The following is a 19,110-nucleotide window of genomic DNA, read 5'->3' on the forward strand; positions in this document are numbered from 1 at the left end:
GCTTACCTATAATAAAAATAAGAACAATGGGGTGAATATAAGTTGAAATTAAATCAATTTACAGTAGAGGATATTGTTAGAATGGATGGCGGAAGAGAATTAGGAAAGCTTGCTACAGTCTTATCTATGGTCGATGACCAACATGATGATAAAATAGTAGAAGCTATAATTAATGAAGGCTTTGGAGCTGTTATTACTCGTGCAGGAGGTAAAGGAGAAGATCTAAAGAATAAAGTATTACGTAATGCTTTAGGTGCTGCTGTTAAGGGTAATGTAATAGATGATGGTATTCAAGACCGTCGGGTATTGACTAGATGCGTTGAGCGTGCATTGGTTGGACTGAATGGACCAATGAGTAGTATTTCTGGTGCAGGAATTAAGATTGGAATAGTAAAGAAAGACACTCATTTAGCTGTTGCTATTCATGGTAAGATTGGAATACCAGGTTTAGATATTGATCATGAAATTTCTGGTCTTGGTGTTCATTATTATGGTTTAGTTAGTAATAAATAAATATCTTAAATTTAGATTTAATTATAAAAAATTTTATTAAAAATTTAAATATATATTAGGAACTGATAAAGATCTTATATTAGCAATTATAAATGAAGTTAGAAAGCTATAAAGGGTTTTTGGCCACAGTTGCCCTAAGTGGTACCTTTTGCTAAGAAGTACTCTTGGGTACTAAACATTGATTGTCACTGATTAAGATAAAATAAATTATAATATTTATCTTTTTTAATTAATTTCTTATTTTTGTGTATATCTTTGTTGACCTGTGGCTAATTATTTAATTTTTCTGTCCTATAATATATGAAGTTTTTATTAGGATTTAGATAATTATTAGAGAATTTCTTACTAGTAGATTATAAAAGAGGAAATTATTGGAAATAAGTTTTAAGCTCAATTATGCTAAAATTATTTAGCTGGGTTGGTTAATTTTTTAGACAAATGAAAATAATAAAAAAAATTAAAATTTAAGCAGGTATTTGAGATAATATCAAGAAGTATATAATTACAGTAAAAATAATTTATTATACTATAAGATTATAAATATAATTTTACTGTCTATTTTAATTAAAATTGGATAATAAAAAAATATATACTAAATAATATGAAATAATATTGCAAGGAAATGTGTTTTATGGTATAATAATCACATAATGTAATAAGTTTAGTGCTTGTTCTTTTTCTGTATAGTATAATTATTTTAGATATCAGTTTTTAATAACTAAATAGGGATAAGTTTTTAATATAAGTTTAGAATACCCAGATAATAGATCTATTTAACTATAAGATCAATTAATATCGGGTATTTTTTGTTTTGTTTAATAATATAATTCTAGATTTTATATAGCGTTATTCTTGGAGCTCTTCTAGAATATTTAAGGTTTATTTATTTTTTTCTCTATGAAAACGAAACCACAAAGCCATTATATTCAAGTATTCCAAAGAAGAGTAAACATCTAATTAATTTTTACTTAATGAAAACGAAACCATAAATTTATTATGTCCAAGTACTTCAAAGAAAAGTAAATAGTAGATTTGTTTCTGTTTGGTGAAAACGTAATCATAAAGTTATTATATTTAAAGGTTATAGAGAGAACTATGGTAATGATTTGTTTTTTGTTTATAATGGAAACGCAACCATGAGATTATTCTCTTTAATTATTCTAAAGAAAAGTATACTTATTAAATTTAGTATATATTAGTTGATTATATCTATGCCTTGATATATTTTTGTGGTATATCAAATCTCTGAGTTAATACTTATGTCAGTAATGTTTTAGCTATCAATTATATTGTTAAACTAAAATTAAGGGCATAGAGATCAATATAAATTTCATTCTGTTAAGGGGGTGATGGCTACTTAGCTTAGTAAGATCTTGGAGTCATTTATAATTTTAATTAAAAACTCAAAAAAATTTAGGGGGTATTGAATTGAAGAAAAGATTCAGTTTATTTTTAACAGTAGCATTAATGCTTACACTAGTTGCAGTACCAGCTTTTGCAAAAACTTCAGTTAGTGCTGGAGATAATGGAAAAGTAGAGGTAACATTTACTTATGCAGGAAATCTTGATGCAAATGCAGTTTATGTAGCGGGGGAATTTAATAACTGGTTGCCAAACTTCCCAACTTACAAAATGAAGAAAGAGAATGGTGTATGGACACTTACTACACAATTAGAAGAAGGTAAGTATCAATACAAATTTACTGTATATGGTGGTGGAATGCTTCAATGGATCAAAGATGATGAAGCAGCAAGTTTTGCACCAGATGGATTTGGTGGACAGAACTCTGTTGTAATTGCTGATCCTAATGCAGGTTTAGCTGACCGTATTGTTGAATTGGAGAAGCAAATGGCAGTAACTAATATTGGATTCAACTATAGTGGTTATGCTCGTTCTGGTTATGGAGTTACTAAAGAAGGTGGCTCAGCAGGTCAACCAGGTATTGGTAATCCATATGGATCATTTAGATTAGGAAATGAATTCAATACTTTTATTGAAAATACTTTCAGTAAAAAATGGACTGCAGATAATGGTGCTTGGATGAAAGCTGAATTCTTATTAGCTCATAGTGATGGTTCTGATAGTGTATGGGAAGACGGATGGGCTAATCGTCAAGCATTTGTTGAAGCAGGAGGAATGGACTTTGCACCAGACTTAACTTTCTGGGCTGGTAAACGTTTCTATGGAAGAGATGATATCCATATCCTTGATAAATATTGGAGAAATATGAGTGGTAATGGAGCAGGTATTAAAGGTATTAATTTAGGTGGAGCTAAGTTAGATGTAGCTTATGTAGGTAATTCAACAGGAAATAAAATAGGTAATGGAGAATTATCAACTCAGACTATTGATATTAGAGTTAAAGATATTGCTGTTCCAGGAGGTACTTTAGAATTAGAAATTGCTCCTGCTTGGTCTAAAGGAAGTAAATATGATGTAACAACAGATGCACATTGGACAACTGATGATAATGGCAACCCAGAATGGGTTAAAAAGAAAACAGAAACAATAGAAGTAGATGATAAAACCGCATACCAATTAGGGGCAGTATATAGCAGACCTGATTTTTATGGTGTGAAAGATGGATCTAGTAAGTTTGCTTTACAATATGGATCTGGTATCCAAAACTGGGCTTTAGGTGGAACTGCTAACCAATTGGGTGACGAAGATGCTAGCATAATTAGTTTCTTGACATATGGCGTAGGTAACTTAACTAGCAATTGGGATGTAATGCCTGTACTTATCTATCAATTAGAGGATAATGGTGCTGATGAGAATTCTGATACTACTTTAATTACTACTGGTGCTAGATTTGTTAACTATGTTACTAAAAACTTTGCAATGCAATATGAGCTAGGTTATGAATCTAGAGATGAAGATGGTCAAGATAAGCAATCTGTAACTAAGTTTACTGTTGCTCCTACAATTAAATGGGATAGTAGCTTCTGGGCTCGCCCAGAATTAAGAGTATTTGTTACTTATGCCAAGCCAGATAATAGAGGATTTGACGATGGAGTAAATTACGATGATGATGAAGCTGCTATAACTTACGGAGTTCAAACTGAACTTTGGTGGTAGAAATCACTTTAAGACCCTATGTTTAAACATGGGGTCTTAATCCTTTTTTAAATTATTAACAATAATTAGAATTTTTTAAAATTTAAGGGCAATGTTAAGCTTAACAACCCCGATATGCAAGTTTGATTACTAGCATATTGGGGTTGTTTTATTATTTGGTATTCATATTATAAGGTGATTATTTATGATTTATAGCAATTATATTAATAATATTTTAGTTTTTTAGATAATTAGCTTCTGTTTATTAGTGGCTGTGAACTTATAAGACCTTGAATATCTAGTGTTGGAGCTAAGAAATATATTAATTAATTTAATCAAATCAATGGAGGTAGAGGTTAATGCTGAAAATGTTAAAGAGTAATAGATTGCTTCTGCTGGCTATACTCTTATTAAGCTTAGGTTTATTAATAGGGTGTAGCAGTGGTGGTTATGATGGTGATGAACAGGCTTCATTTATGTTAATCAATTCAAGTCCTAAAGATGGGGCTACTATATCTGCTGATATTACAGGAATAACTTTAGAGTTTAATTATGAGTTAGCTAGTAAAGAGATTGCTATATTAGAGGATGGAAATGCTATTTCTGGACTTACTTCAAAAACAGATGGAAAGAAAGTTACTATTAGTGGATTTGAATTGAGTAAATCTACTTCTTATGAGTTAAACTATTCAGTTACTAATAATGATGGAACAAGTATAAATGGAAAGATTAATTTTTTGACAATGAGTAATCTTCCTGATATTTCTGGGTTAGCCAATCTAAATGAGACTATGATGCAAGCTTTCTATTGGGAGATGAATACAGGGGAGTATGCAAGTGATTACCCAGAAGAAGCTAATCTGTGGAATTTGCTTGCTGATAGAGCAGATGATTTAGCTGATATAGGGATTACTTCATTGTGGTTACCTCCTGCTAATAAGGCATGGGGAGGAGTAGGTGTAGACGCTGACCAAGATGTTGGATATGGTACCCATGACTTATGGGATTTAGGAGAGTTTGATAAGCAAGGAAGTGTTAGAACAAAGTATGGAACTAAGGATCAATTATTAACTGCAATTGATGCTATTCATACTTCTGGTATGAAAGCTTATTATGATATTATCTTCAATCACAGAATGGGTGCTTATAATAAAGATATAGATGTTAAATTAAGTGCTAATAGTCCTGATAAGGCAGGTGGAACAATTGATGCTTGGACTAACTTTGATTTAGCAGGTCGTCAAAAGTATTATACCCAAGATAAATGGGGTGACTTATGGCATGATTTTAAATGGGACTGGAGAGCCTTTGATGGTGTAGACTATGCTGAGGATAAAGGTAATGGATTATATCTATTTGCAGGCAAGACATGGGGGTTAGTTCCAGATGACCCTTGGATGAGAGAACCAGAATATTTAATGGGAGCAGATGTAGATTACTACAATTATCCTAATGGTTATGATGGTACTCCTGAGCCGAATATTAATGTAGTAGATGAGATGAAAGCATGGGGTGAATGGATTACTAAGGAAATTGGGTTTGACGGATTCCGTATTGATGCTGTTAAGCATGTTGATAGTACCTTTATCTATGAGTGGATTGATCATGTTCAAAGTGCAACCAACAAAGAGTTATTCTTTGTTGGAGAAGCATGGCTTGAAGATAAGACTGCTTTAAAGTCATATCTTGATTTAGTTGATGGAAGAGCTGATATCTTTAATAAGGCTAAAAATTCAGAATTAAAAGTATTTGACTTCCCATTAAGAGCTAAATTTAAAAACATGAGGGATGGGAATGGTACTTTTGATATTTCAACTTTAAGCACTGCTGGCTTAGTCAATGATTCTACTCATGGTGAAAGGGCAGTTGCTTTTATAGATAATCATGATACAAGTGGTTCAAATGCAGAGAATTATGGTAAGAGAGGGATTGATAAGTACAGTTATCAAGCTTATGCTTATGCGTTGACTAGGGAAAGCACAGTACCTACTATCTTTTGGAAGGATTACTACCAACATGGTATGAAGTCTGGATTAGATAAATTAATTCAAGCAAGAAAGTACTATGCTTATGGAACAGGTCATGAAGTTGATAATAATGATAATGATGTTTATTCATATGTTAGAGAAGGGTTAGATAATGTAGAAGGAACTGGTTTAGTAATGATGATTTCTGATGGAACTAGTGGAGATCTAGTTACTAGAGAGATTAATTCTCGTCAGTCCAATACTGCTTTTAGAGATATAACTGGAAATGTATCTGGAACAGTAGTTACAGATGAACAAGGATATGGAGATTTTAAAGTAATTAAATCTGAAGCCAAAGGATGTAGTGTTTGGGTTCCGGTTATAGATTAATATTTATATAGAATAATTAGCTTATTTACTAACAAAAGAAATAAAATGCTTTAGATATAGTATAACAATTTAGTAGCGGGTGAGAGGTGATGAGTAATTATATCCTCTTGTCATCAATCACTCGTTGTTTTTTAATATCTATTGCTAATAGTAGAAGAAACTTAATTTCTTGCTTAAATTGTAATTTGTCTTAGTTTTTTATTAAAAAATAATATAAAAGAAGTAGTTTCATCTTTTGTGTATAAATTATAATAAGTGTAATAATAACAAATAATTTTTATAAGTGTATAATGTTTAGGTTATTAACATATTATTCATGTTAACTGTTAAGGTGGTTAACAACTATTATTTAATCTTTAGTTTGAGACTAACAATACATAATAATATAAGTTTATAAGAAAACGTATCCATGGAGATTTTTATATCCTTAGGATATGTTTTTATTTTTGTTATGACTAGTTACAAATATTAGATTGGAGGTGATAGATCGTAGCAAGAAAGATTAAATTTAGAGATTTTCTTATTTCAGTATTATATAAAGAAGATAATTGATTAGAGGAGGGTTTTAGTTGAAGAAGATATTTAGTTTATTGTTGATTTTGGTTTTAGCTTTTGGATTAGTAGGTTGTTCAAGTGGTGGTGATGATGATGCAACTATTGAAAGTCTAAATTTAGATACTACTTCTGCTATAGTTAAAGTGGGTAGTGAATTTAAGTTACCAACAACAGCAACAGCTCTTATGAGTGATGGCGCAAGTAAGGAGGTAGCTTTAACATGGAATAAGGAGGTAGATACATCAACAGCTGGAGTTTATACTTTCGCAGGTTCAACTGAAGATACTGATACAACAGTAACTTTTGAGTTAGATGTAAGAGAAACAGTAGATGTAGATGTTGATTTACCTACTGAATTTCCAACTGCTCCAGAAGCACCAACAGGATTTAGTGCAACTGCAATTGATTATGGTGTAGAGTTAACTTGGGACAATACTGCTAGTAAATACTTGATTTATTATGGTGCTAGTGAGGATGATAGAAGCCCATTATTTGAAACTGCAATCAGTGGAAATAGCTATACTGATGATGAATTATTTGCAGGTGATACATATTATTATTGGATTAGAGCAATCGATGCAGATGGTTTAAATAGTGATTTTGCAGGTCCAATTAAAGCTACGACTACAGGGTTCCCTGGGGTTATAGTACACTTTAAATATACAGAACCAGAGACTCCATGGATGTATGCTTGGGATCTTGATGGAGAAGCTGGTAATTATCAAGGAGCTGGCTGGCCTGGTGCACCTCTTACGGCAGAAGGAAATGACTGGTATGGCGCTGAGTTAGAGGGATATAGAAGTATTGGTCTTCTGTTCACTTTAGAAGATGGAACTAAACTTACAAAGAATGGGCAAGACGAATCTCGTGACCAAGGTGAATGGTGGTACATGGATGGAGATTGGTATGATTACAATCCAGAAGGTTAATAATATAGAATTTTGATAAAAGTTTTATTTTTTAAATAAAGTTGAAATTATTCAGGTGCAATAAAAAATGATAATATAGAAAGGTAGGGATTAATTTGCAATCGATATTTAGAAGAAATAAATTATTATTAGTATCACTATTACTAGTTACACTTTTTACTTTGGTAGGTTGTAGTAGTAGTGGAGATGATGTTAGTGAAGTTACTACAGGTACTTCGAAATTAAATGTAATTGTTGCAGATTCTGTTTCTATACAGGCAGTTACTGATGACTTTACACCTACTAGTATTGAGGTTGTTGTGACTAATGAAAGCAAGGCTGAAGATACTGATTCTCAGACTGCTTCACTAGATGATGGTAAACAGGCTTTTAGTTTCAATGATTTGATGAAAGGTGTAAAATATAACGTTACAGTAAATATAAAAGATGAGAAGGATTATACTGTATTTACTGATACTGAATCTGTATTAATCAAAGATCAGGACAATAAGGTTACTCTTACTCCTAAAGTAGCAGATGCTGAAGGGATAATAGTTAACTTTAAAGATATTCCTGTAGGTAGCTCTGGAGAAGTAGTATTACTACCTATCAATGAAAGTGCAGATATTGTAATTGATGCTAATCTTGCTAGAGCTAGTATCAAGGCTCAAATTCCAGGAAATGACTACACTTTACAAGTTAAATTAGATGGTGAAGTTGTTAAAGAAGGAGAAATCAGCCTTCTACCAGGTAGGGTAAGTGTTGTAAAAGATACACTGGATCTTAATGATGGAATTAAACATTTAGGTGAGATTGAGACAACGTGGCAAGTACCAGGACCAGCATTATCAGTTGATGATAAAAATGGAGACTTTGTTGGGGCTTTAAACTTAACATTATATGTTGATAAAAATGTTACAGAAGCTCGTTATACTACTGATGGTAGTGACCCTCAAACTGGAACTTCCTTTGAGTATGGCGAGGATATAACTATTGGTGAAGGTGCTGCAATTGGAGATAAGGTAGTCTTAAAGCTTTATGCTAAAAATGCAAGTGGTGGAGAAACTATTCAGGAATACTCTTATACCAAAGCTTATGATGAAGCAATTCCTAGTGACAGTAATAGTACAATGCCTTTAGGAGCAGTATATACTCCTGAGTATACTAGTTTTAGAATTTGGTCTCCAGATAGTAGTGATGTAAAAGTAATCGTAGATGGTCAAGAGTATGATTGTACTTTATTAAGTACTTTTGAAGCTAAAGGTTTTGAGTATAGAAATGTTTATCACGCTAAAGTTGAAGGTGACTTAGCAGGTAAGGAGTACCAATTTATTATTAATGGTAATAAAGTTAGAGACCCTTATGGTGTAATGGTAAAATATGATGAGGACTTAGCAACAGGTGCTGAGGGAGATTCCCGTCAAGAAAATGGTGCTGATCTTACAGTTAATACTGGTAGTAGTGCTAATATCGTTATGGATTTAGGTAAAGCAGATATTAGTTGGTCACGAAGACCTGAGTTAGTAGAAAGAGAAGATGCTGTAATTTATGAAATGCATGTTAGAGATTTTACAATTGCTGATAATTCAGGAGTTTCTGCTGACAGAAAAGGAAAGTTCTCAGGAATGGTAGAAAGTGGAACTACCATACCTGGTACTGATGTCAAAACAGGTATTGATCACTTGAAAGAATTAGGGGTAACTCATGTTCAAATCATGCCTTTTTATGATTTTGCTACTAAGCTAAATCATGATACTGGTCAAATTTATAACTGGGGATATGATCCAATCAATTATAATGTACCAGAAGATAGATACTCTATGTCTCCAGATGATTATGAGAAAAGGATTGAAGAAGTGAAGACTATGATTAATAAATTCCATGAAGCTGGAATTAGAGTAGTTATGGATGTTGTTTATAACCATAGTTATGACAAAGAGATGTTTAGAGATATTACAGGAGAATACTATACAGAAAATGATTTATCTGGTTGTGGAAACTCTATAGATACTGGCGAAAGAATGGTTAGTCAGATGATTCTTGACTCTTTAGATTATTGGGTCGATCAATACAATATTGATGGATTTAGATTTGATTTAATGGGAATTTATCATACTGATGAAGTTAAGAGATGGGCAGATTATTTAGATGATAAATACGCTGATCGTAACCTATTAATTTATGGAGAGCCATGGGCTGCAACATCTGATGACTTAGAAGATGAAAAGATAAGAAAAGGACATATTTATGAATTAGAAGAGCAACATGTAGGAGTGTTTAATGATAGTATCCGTAATGCAATAAGAGGTGAAATGAACCAAGCTGGAGGAGGATATATCTTCGGTAATGGTGGTGCAGAAGACATTATGATAGGACTTAAAGGTTCATTAGCTGATGGTGTTCCTAGTGGTCCATGGGCAGCTGAGTTTACTTATGACCCAGAACAGACAATCAATTACATGTCTGCTCATGATAACTTATGTATAGGTGATAAGATTAAGGCAGATATTGATGCTGGAAATATTCAACCTGCAGATGCAATGAGTATAAGCAAGTTAGGAATAGGTGTAGTATTAACATCTCAAGGAATTCCATTTATCCATGGTGGTGATGAGATGTTAAGACAGAAAGACAATGGAACTGAACTTGCTGAACAAGCCCATAACTCATATATGTGGGGAGATAGTATTAATAAGGTTGACTGGAATTGGAAGCAAGAGCATAAAGAGTTATTTGATTATTACAAAGCTTTAATCCAATTAAGAAAAGATCATAAAGCGTTCAGATTAACAGAAGCTGCTGATATTAATGAATATGTAAATTTAAGTAATGATGGAGATGTAATAATCTCTATGATTAATGGAGATGAAATTGCAGATGAAGATTGGGGAGATATCGTAGTAGTATATAACCCAGATGATGCTTACAATTATAGTTTACCTACTGGTACATGGAGAAAGGTCTTTGATAATAGTGGATCAGTAAATGAAGTGATTTCAGATAATAATGTGACTGTTGAAAGCAGATCAATTACTATCTTTGAAGGAACTGCAGAAGGTGATTTGACTCCAGGTGATGGTACAGATACAGAGGAAGATGTAGTATATACTCACTGGAAACTTACTTTCGATCCTGCTTTATATGACTTAGACCCAGCAGTGATTGCTGATGTTCATTTAGCAGGTGGTATGAATGGTTGGGATTCAGCTGATCATACCTATGACTTAGTAAAACAAGATGATGGAACTTGGACTGCAACTTGGTCTGTTGATGAGTTAATAGAAGAAACGGAATTTAAATGGATTGTTGATGGAGAATGGACTCCAGGTGGTACAGGAAACAATTTGGTAGTTGAGAATTCTCAAGATGGAATTGAAGGGGTAGTACAAGAATAGAAACTAAATTTTAATATTTTTTAGTACCAGTATAAAGTTGATATCAACTTTATACTGGTTAATTTATATGAATAACTAGTTAAAGTAATTTTATCTTTATGATAATCTAATCAACTTATCTTAACTTATCTATAATTAAAAAGAGGTTTCTGAAATTTCAGGAACTTCTTTTTTCTTAATAAGAACTATATAGCTTATTAGAGTTAATTTTAAGTGTTTTTCTGTATGCAATTGCAGGAAAATTAATAGATTTAAAGAATAAAAAGAAGTAAGATAATAAATACAGAGAGGAGAAATAAAATTGAAGAGAAGTATTCATTTATTTATTTTAATTGCAATTTTAGCTCTAGCAATAACCTTAACAGGATGCCAATCACAGGACAATCAATTTTCTTTAGTTGATTCAGATTTAGCTGATTATAACCTACAAGCTTTAGATTATACATTAAAGAGTTTTGAGTTAGAATTTAATCAAGAGGTTGAAGAGGTACAAGTATCATTGCTTGAAGGTGAAAATACTAAAACAGTTAAAACTATTGTAGAAGGAAAGAAGGTTAAATTAATTAATTTGAATTTAAAGCCAACAATAAGTTATCAGTTAGTGGCTAATGTTAAGTCTATTACTGGAAATGAGTTATCTAGTAAGACTAACTTTACTACTGATAGATCTTATCCTCAAATAAAAGATCCTAATAAAACTTTGATGCAAACGTTTTATTGGGAGATGAATAAAGGTGAGTATAGAGACAAATATCCAGAAGAAGCGAATTTGTGGAATTTACTTGCTAAGCGTGCAGATGACTTAGCTAATGTTGGTATTACTGAATTGTGGGTGCCAGCAGCTAATAAAGCCCATGAACAACAGGATGAAGGTTATGGTACTTATGATTTGTGGGACTTAGGAGAGTTTGATCAAGTAAATACAGTTAGAACTAAATATGGTACAAGAGAAGAGTTACAGAATGCTATATCTAACCTTCACGGAGAGGGAATTAAGGTTTACTATGATGCAGTATTCAATCATAGAATAGCTGCTGGGTATCAGAATGTAGAAGATTCTATCTTAGCATCTGGAGAACACGTAAAGACCTATACTAAATTCTATCCTCTCAAAGGAAGACAAAAGTATTATAGCAAAGCTGATCAATGGAAATGGGATTGGCATGCCTTCGATGGTGTAGATTATGCTGTTGATAAAGGTAATATGGCTCCACAGAATTTTGAAGGAAAAGAGTGGGATAATACCTTTGAAAAAGATTATTTATTAGCTGCAGATGTCGATTATCAGAATCAAAATGTCAGAGATGAAATGAAGGAATGGGGAGCATGGATAATAAATGACATAGGTTTTGATGGGTTTAGATTAGATGCAGTAAAGCATATAGATTCTGACTTTATTGATGAATGGTTAGCATATGTTCAGAAAAATACAGCCAAAGATATATTTGTTGTAGGAGAAGCATGGATAGAGAATACTATGGGATTGACCTTCTATCTTTATGGGATAGATAATTCTGATTATACTGTCTTTGATTTTCCTTTAAGAAAGACCTTTGAAAATTTAAGGTCAGGAACTATGAATATGGCTGCTTTAAGTAGAGCAGGTATGGTCAATAAGACTGGATTTAAAGATAGAGCGGTTACCTTTATTGATAATCATGATACTGGTCGTGACCATGTTGAGTACAAGGCTCCAATTAATATCAGAAAATATCAAGCTTATACTTATATCTTAATGCGAGAACATGGACTTCCTATGGTTTATTGGAAGGATTATTATCAAGATGGAATGAAAGAGAATATAAATAAGCTATTAAAGGCAAGAAGATACTTTGCCTATGGTCCAGGCCATGAAGTTGCTAATAATGATACCAATACCTATTCTTATGTCAGAGAAGGTTTAGCTGATACTCCAGGAACTGGCTTGGTGATGATGATATCCCAAGGCGTTTCAGGTGATATAACTACTAAACGTATCAACTCTACTCAACCTAATACAGAATTTTATGATATTACAGGCAATGCTGAAGGAAGAGTTGTGACTGATGCAGATGGTTATGGAGAATTTAAGGTGAAAAATGATGAAGCAACTGGTTGGAGTGTTTGGGTGCCAGTTGAGTAAAGAAAAATTTATAGTAAGTCTAATTATTTATATTAGTATGAATCAATTTGTAATATAATTTTAAGTAAATATTAATTTTGGAATAGATTATAATATCTATTCCTTTTTTTATTTCATATTGCTTACTTATTTCTCATAAGAATAAAGTGAAGAATTTATTTTTAGTTTATCTAATTAGTTACTTACTATTCTAGATTTTCTTAATAAGAAATTTGATTTTAGAGATAATAGTTGTTAGATAAAGAATAAAATGTATGATAAGGAGAGATATTCTTATGAGAAAAATAAAGCTTATTCTAGCTATCTTTTTTATTATATTCTTTTCATCACATCTAGTTCAAGCAGAAGAAAATACTCTATTTGAGATGAATGACCCTGTAGGTGATGAATATGGACCTGGAACTTATACTTATCCTAAAAATGAACAGTTTAGCCCTTATGAAGGTCTATTTGATCTGACTTACTTTAAAGTAGAAGATGGTGGAGAGGATTATAATTTTTATTTTAAGTTTATAGCTTTAACAAATCCTTGGAATGCTAAATATGGATTTAGCCATCAATTAATCCAGCTTTATATCAGTAATGGAGAAGAAGGGAGTTTAAAGACTTTTAAAAAAGGAGCTAATATTAAATTTGAAGATAGGCATCCTTGGCAGAAGTTAATTAAGATAACAGGTTGGTCCTTAGAAGTTTTTGATTATAAGGATGATATCAATGCAGATAGAAGAATAAAAGAGGATAGGATAAATATCTTGGATGATAAGAGAACAATTAAAGTTAGTGTACCTAAAGAATTCTTAGGTGATTTGACTGAAGCACAATATTATCTGTTAATAGGCTCTTTAGATGGCTTTGCTTATGATAATTATCGAGAGGTTGTCAAGGATTCTCAAGGGTGGAAGTTTGGTGGTGGAAGTGATACAGATATTAATCCAAATGTGATAGATACCTTGGTTCCAGAAGGGATGGACCAGAAAGAAGTATTGGGAGGCTTTAATTTAGAGAGTGGGGAATTATCAACTTTACGTGCAGTTGGAGTAGAGCTAAAATTGCATTGGAAGTTTACCATTATCTTTGGCTTCTTAATTATATTATTAGCTACTATAGTTGGTACTGGAATCAAATATGTAGCTAAAATGTTTAGTGATTATAATTAGTCATCATTAACAAGCAATTCCCTCTATTATTTAGAACAGTAAAAATTACCTCTCATAAAGTAAGTTAGATTGCAAATGCTATGAATAGTTAAATAAAATAAAGGAGGGAAATAAATGCAAGCAACAATGACTTATTCAGAGGTAAATGTAACTCCAACACCAATTACTGCTGGAGAGAAGGTTACTGTAAAATATGATGGATTACTAAACTCCAATGGTGCTGACAAGATATACCTACATGCTGGAGTTGGGTTTAAGGATGGTTGGAGAGATGTAACAGATATTGAGATGCAGGCACAAAACGATGGTAGCTGGACTGCTCAATTAAGAATCAATACAACTGATAGATTTAATTTCTGCTTTAAAGACTGTGCTAATAATTGGGATAATAATGGTGGTAGTAACTGGAGTTTTGAGGTTCACAATGGACAGATGTACAGATAGATAAATAAATTATAAAGAAAAAAAGCCTTCGATTTTTAGTCGAAGGCTTTTTTTAATCCTTAAATAACGTTCCAGAAGATTCGTGATGAAGTTCAGGGGTATAATCCAATGAACCTTTAGGGCAATAGTCAACATAGGATTTTTTACCATTAATAACTTTCATCCATAATCCGCTAGATTCCTTATGAGGGTCTTTAGTAGGAATAAAGACAGAGTTAGATTCTGCTAAAGGAATAAATATATTATTTTCTGTTAGTAAACCAATTTCTCCATAATAGTGATGGTTATTATTAGGTGCTTTGATGTACCAGTTACCAGCTGCAGGTGAGATATTGACATCAAAAAAGTCATCTTGATTATTAGTTACATCATAGATTCTAATAATAGGTTTTGTTTTTTCGGTTTCTAGTCCAGTTACATTCCAATAAGTATAGATCCAATCTGGATCTTTAGCCAATAAAATAAGTTTGTTTCTATTAAATAATTCCCAAAATTCTTCATCAGCTGTTTCATAATTAGTAATATTATTTAGATTAATTCTATTATTATCACCAGGAATTCTAGCAAATTCTACATCATCTTTAGCAAGGCTTCTGCGCCAATAATTACTAATTAAGAGATTGCTATTAGATTTATGACTACTAGTTCTTAATTTATTCTTCTCTGTAAGGATGTTCTCTATTTCTGTAAGTTCTTTGCTGCTCTCCATGCTATAATTCATTTGTTTTAAATGAATATCTGCTAATTGTTTTTTTCTGTTACTATCTTTGATATTGTCATCTCTGCTAAGTGAAAAAAAGTAGATTACGATTGCTAATACTAAGAATGTCAGTAATAAAGCCATATTAGATATTCACCTCTTCATAATTTAGGTTGTCTAAACCTTGATAGATTTTATAATCTAGATTAGGAAATAGATTGTGTTTAGTCTCTAATTTTTTCAAGTACTGGTTATTATAAGAGCCTTTTAGGAGTTGGTCGATTAAATTATCAAAATTCTCTAGATGTTCATTAGTACGTCTAATAGCATAATCTTTCATAGTATTGTTTTTAATGATAAAAGCCCAGTCACTACTTTGAGCAAGTAGTAGCTCTCGTGCTGATTGATTTAAGAATCTTTTCTGCAACTTATTAGGGGCTCTAAAGTATTTAGCCACAGTAATCATCTGTTCAGTTGCTTTATGCAATTTAGGGTAAATCCAATCATTACTTTCATCTAGCCAAACTTGGCTATAACCTGAATCTCCCCAGCTTGAGAGTGAAGGGGTAGCTACTTGATTAATAGGAAAAGAATCTAAATATTCACTTGGGGTAATTAGCTTGATATTGTTTTTAGTATCATGATAAATCTTTGATATTAATGCTTCAAGCCAAAGTGGTCCTTCATACCACCAGTGACCAAATAGCTCTGTATCATAAGGAGATGTGAGAATTGGAGGTCTGTCCATACCAGAGCTGAGATTATTGATCTGTTCTTGGCGTTTTTCTAAGAAATCCTTTGCATGAATGACAGCTTTTTGTTTAGCCCAGATAGGTTTATAAACATCTTTATTATTTGTATCTTTATTGGTAATTCTATAGTATTTGATACCAGTATTCTTTCTAAAGCCTTCAGGATGGATATAACCTTTAATATATTCATAATCTAAATCAAATCCGATATCACGATAAAATTCTCTATAATCATAATCACCAGGATAGCCTTGGATGGAACTCCAGACTTGGCGAGAAGTTTCGCTGTCTCTACCAAATGCAGCTACTCCTGATGGGCAATAGATTGGTGCAAAGTTGGCATAATGGGGTTTAGGGTTAGCATTGAGAATGCCATGGGTATCAACAAAAAAGTATCTAATTTCTTTATCCCATAAAATTTGGTCTAGTTTAGGGTAATAACCACACTCAGGTAGCCAAAGTCCTTTGGGTTTAGTATTAAAATGTTCCTCATAGACTTGTATACCAGCTTCAAGTTGTGCATTAACTGCTTCAGGATAGATATTCATTAATGGTAGATAGCCGTGAGTAGCAGTACAAGTTATCACTTCTAGTACACCAATATCTTGAAATTGTTTAAAAGCCTTTATAAGGTTACAATCATATTGGATAAATATCTCTTTACATTTAATAAAGTTCTTATTATACATCTCAGCCACTTGATAAAAATCTGTTTGCCCTGCTGTTCTCTTTAACTCTTTTTCACTTAATTCGATTAATTTGTTAATATAATTTAGATACCTATCTTGTAGTAATTCATCTGTTAACATAGAGATTAGAGTTGGTGATAGGGATAAGGTCAACTTAAAGTGCACATTATTATTGACTAATTTAGTGAAAATATCTATTAGTGGGATATATGTCTCAGTTATTGCTTCATAAAGCCAATCCTCTTCTAAAGCTGAATCATCTTCTGGGTGCCGAACAAAGGGTAGATGAGAATGTAGAATTAAAGATAAAAATCCTTCTGTTTTCATAGAAGTCCTCCTTTAAAAACCCCATTTTTTATTAATATGTTAAAATTAAAGTTAGGCTATTCATAATAAATTATTAATTAAATCTATTCTCTTCTCTTAAACTTAGTTTAAGCAGATTTATATCTTTAATTCATGATTTCGTATAAAAAGCATTAAAGAAGGATAATTTATAATCATAATATTAACAAGTTTGAATGTTTAAGCATAAAAAAGAATTTATCTACTTATAATTACTAAATTCTTTTAACCAATAGAGGCTCTCCTTTGATAAATCAACTAAAATATGCAGGACTTTAAGTTGATTTACAGAAATATATTTGGTATATATTGTAAAACAAGTATTGGGCATTTGTTGTTACTAAGATAGATTTCTGTAATTTTTAAAGATTAAAATTTAAAGGAGAGAGAGTTATGACAAAGATATTCTTAGCTTTAATCATTACAATTGTATTTTATATTAAAGAGATAGTCGGTTTTAAGCTTAAATCATTATTTCATCCTATATTATTAACACCTTTATTAGGGTTATTTTTTGGACAAGAAGGTTTTATAACAGGTATTACTGTAGGTGTAGTAGTTGAGTTGATTTGGGGGAGTAATCTAGTAGCTTATGAATTGGGGTTGAAATATAGTCTCTTAGTAAGTCTGTTAACAGTTGCTCTAGTTGTTTTAACAGGAGATATTAGTCTATTCTTTAACTTAGCTTTGGTTGTGATTTTTGTCTTTGCCTTACAGGAGAGTTGTAGTTGGCTTGAAGATAAGAGCTATTTTATACTAATAATATTTGCTTTTAATCTACTTATGTTATTAAGTGCTCCGTTAATACAGGAGTTACTTGGCTTAATACCTGCTCAATTTTTGAATGATTTGGCTATCAGTGGGGGAGCATTAATTCCGATTGTAGGTCTATCTTTCTTATTGATGCAAGCTATACAAACTTCTTTAAATAGAGATAATCTATGGTATTATGCTTATACCATAGCTACTATAACTGTATCTTTATTATTGTTCAATTCATTTTATTGGGGAATTGTATTTTTCCCGATGATTTGGCATCTTTTATATTATATCTGCAAGTCAATCAAAATATCAGGTAAATATTTAAGAGCTCTACTTTTTTTATTAGTGATCATAATGGCGCCGTTAATTGTAGAGTGGAATATCCCACTCTTGGCAGGAAAGGTTCCATACTTTCTTTGGGTTGAGGTTGTTCTGGTTCTTTTTTCAATTTTAAGGATATTTAAGTTGACAGCAATTGAAGGTTATTTTATTATGAGTTTAATAGGTATTATTAGTGCTAAATTAGGACTTTTAATTTAAAGGAGTGGATAACTATTAAGCTGATAGCTGATTTACATACTCATACAATAGCTAGTGGTCATGCTTACTCTACTATTAATGAGATGGCAGCAGGTGCTAAGGAGAATGGAATTAAAATTTTGGGTATGACAGATCATGGACCTAATATGCCAAGAGGTCCCCATATTTATCACTTTGCTAATTTGAAGATAATCCCAAAAGAGATAGATGGTATTAAGATCCTTAGAGGGGTTGAGGCAAATATAACAGATATTTATGGTACTTTAGATTTACCAGTGGAGATTCTTGCTAGATTGGATATAGTATTAGTGGGATTTCACACAGGTACAGGATATGAGTCTGGTAGTAAGGAAGATAATACTAAAGCTATGATAAATGCTATTAAAAATCCTCTGGTAGATATTGTGGTTCATCCAGGAAATCCAGAATATCAAGTTGATAGTCAGAGAGTAATCATGGCTGCTAAAGAAGATGACGTGGCTTTAGAGATAAATAATAGTTCTTATTTAAGTCGTCCAGGAAGTAAAAAAAGGTGTATAGAGATTGCTCAATTGGCTAAAAAAGCAGGGCTTAAGTTGATTTTGGGAACTGATGCCCATTATTCTGCTAGAGTGGGAGTTTTTGATAAGGCTTTAGAGATAGTTAAAGAAGCCCAATTAGAAGAAGATGATATTTTAAATACTAGTTTGGATAGGGTTGAGGAATTTATTGCAAGAAAGAGCAAGGTTAAGAAATTAATTAAAGAGAATTATAGGGTGTAAGCAAGCAGTAATTTATTAAAACACTTTTTAATACTTTTGATATTATTTAATTA

The 19,110-nt window shown here is 32.0% G+C and carries 12 protein-coding genes; 10 read left to right on the forward strand and 2 right to left on the reverse strand.

Annotated elements, in window-relative coordinates; all coding sequences use genetic code 11:
* The first annotated feature begins 42 nt into the window (after nucleotides 1-42).
* The 8 genes from BX659_RS09730 (at nucleotide 43) to BX659_RS09765 (ending at nucleotide 14,508) form a co-directional block, all read left to right on the forward strand.
* Nucleotides 43-513 (forward strand): HutP family protein, encoded by a 471-nt coding sequence (locus BX659_RS09730; protein ID WP_097018052.1) that lies wholly within the window; start codon nucleotides 43-45, stop codon nucleotides 511-513.
* A gap of 1,428 nt (nucleotides 514-1,941) precedes the next feature.
* Nucleotides 1,942-3,591, forward strand: coding sequence for a carbohydrate porin (locus BX659_RS09735; RefSeq protein ID WP_097018053.1), 1,650 nt, complete (start codon nucleotides 1,942-1,944; stop codon nucleotides 3,589-3,591).
* Nucleotides 3,592-3,929: 338 nt separating this feature from the next.
* Nucleotides 3,930-5,927, forward strand: coding sequence for an alpha-amylase domain-containing protein (locus BX659_RS09740; protein ID WP_253250733.1), 1,998 nt, complete (start codon nucleotides 3,930-3,932; stop codon nucleotides 5,925-5,927).
* A 569-nt stretch (nucleotides 5,928-6,496) separates the two neighbouring features.
* Complete coding sequence (locus tag BX659_RS09745) at nucleotides 6,497-7,411, forward strand: Ig-like domain-containing protein (RefSeq protein WP_097018054.1); 915 nt, start codon at nucleotides 6,497-6,499, stop codon at nucleotides 7,409-7,411.
* Between the two features lie 95 nt (nucleotides 7,412-7,506).
* Nucleotides 7,507-10,785, forward strand: a complete 3,279-nt coding sequence (locus BX659_RS09750; RefSeq protein ID WP_097018055.1) for an alpha-amylase family glycosyl hydrolase — start codon at nucleotides 7,507-7,509, stop codon at nucleotides 10,783-10,785.
* Between the two features lie 301 nt (nucleotides 10,786-11,086).
* On the forward strand, nucleotides 11,087-12,907 hold the full coding sequence (locus BX659_RS09755) for an alpha-amylase domain-containing protein (protein ID WP_097018056.1): 1,821 nt from the start codon (nucleotides 11,087-11,089) through the stop codon (nucleotides 12,905-12,907).
* Between the two features lie 275 nt (nucleotides 12,908-13,182).
* Entirely contained in the window at nucleotides 13,183-14,064 is an 882-nt protein-coding gene (locus tag BX659_RS09760; RefSeq protein ID WP_253250734.1) for a glucodextranase DOMON-like domain-containing protein, read from the forward strand.
* Between the two features lie 114 nt (nucleotides 14,065-14,178).
* On the forward strand, nucleotides 14,179-14,508 hold the full coding sequence (locus BX659_RS09765; protein ID WP_097018058.1) for a carbohydrate-binding protein: 330 nt from the start codon (nucleotides 14,179-14,181) through the stop codon (nucleotides 14,506-14,508).
* Between the two features lie 52 nt (nucleotides 14,509-14,560).
* On the opposite strand, the gene BX659_RS09770 is transcribed toward BX659_RS09765, so the two are convergent.
* Together BX659_RS09770 and BX659_RS09775 are read right to left on the reverse strand one after the other, a co-directional pair.
* Nucleotides 14,561-15,352: a DUF4912 domain-containing protein gene (locus BX659_RS09770; protein WP_097018059.1), complete on the reverse strand. Its 792-nt coding sequence runs from the start codon at nucleotides 15,350-15,352 to the stop codon at nucleotides 14,561-14,563.
* A 1-nt stretch (nucleotide 15,353) separates the two neighbouring features.
* A complete protein-coding gene (locus BX659_RS09775; RefSeq protein WP_097018060.1) occupies nucleotides 15,354-16,976 on the reverse strand; it encodes a glycoside hydrolase family 57 protein in 1,623 nt (540 codons plus the stop codon).
* 411 nt (nucleotides 16,977-17,387) lie between these two features.
* On the opposite strand from BX659_RS09775, the gene BX659_RS09780 reads away from it, so the two are divergent.
* On the forward strand, nucleotides 17,388-18,296 hold the full coding sequence (locus BX659_RS09780) for a hypothetical protein (protein WP_097018061.1): 909 nt from the start codon (nucleotides 17,388-17,390) through the stop codon (nucleotides 18,294-18,296).
* 14 nt (nucleotides 18,297-18,310) lie between these two features.
* The gene (locus BX659_RS09785; RefSeq protein ID WP_097018062.1) at nucleotides 18,311-19,057 is read left to right on the forward strand and encodes a phosphatase; all 747 of its coding nucleotides are present in this window, start codon (nucleotides 18,311-18,313) and stop codon (nucleotides 19,055-19,057) included.
* Nucleotides 19,058-19,110: the final 53 nt, after the last annotated feature.

Source organism: Orenia metallireducens (genome assembly GCF_003001995.1).
Classification (GTDB): domain Bacteria; phylum Bacillota; class Halanaerobiia; order Halobacteroidales; family Halobacteroidaceae; genus Orenia; species Orenia metallireducens_B.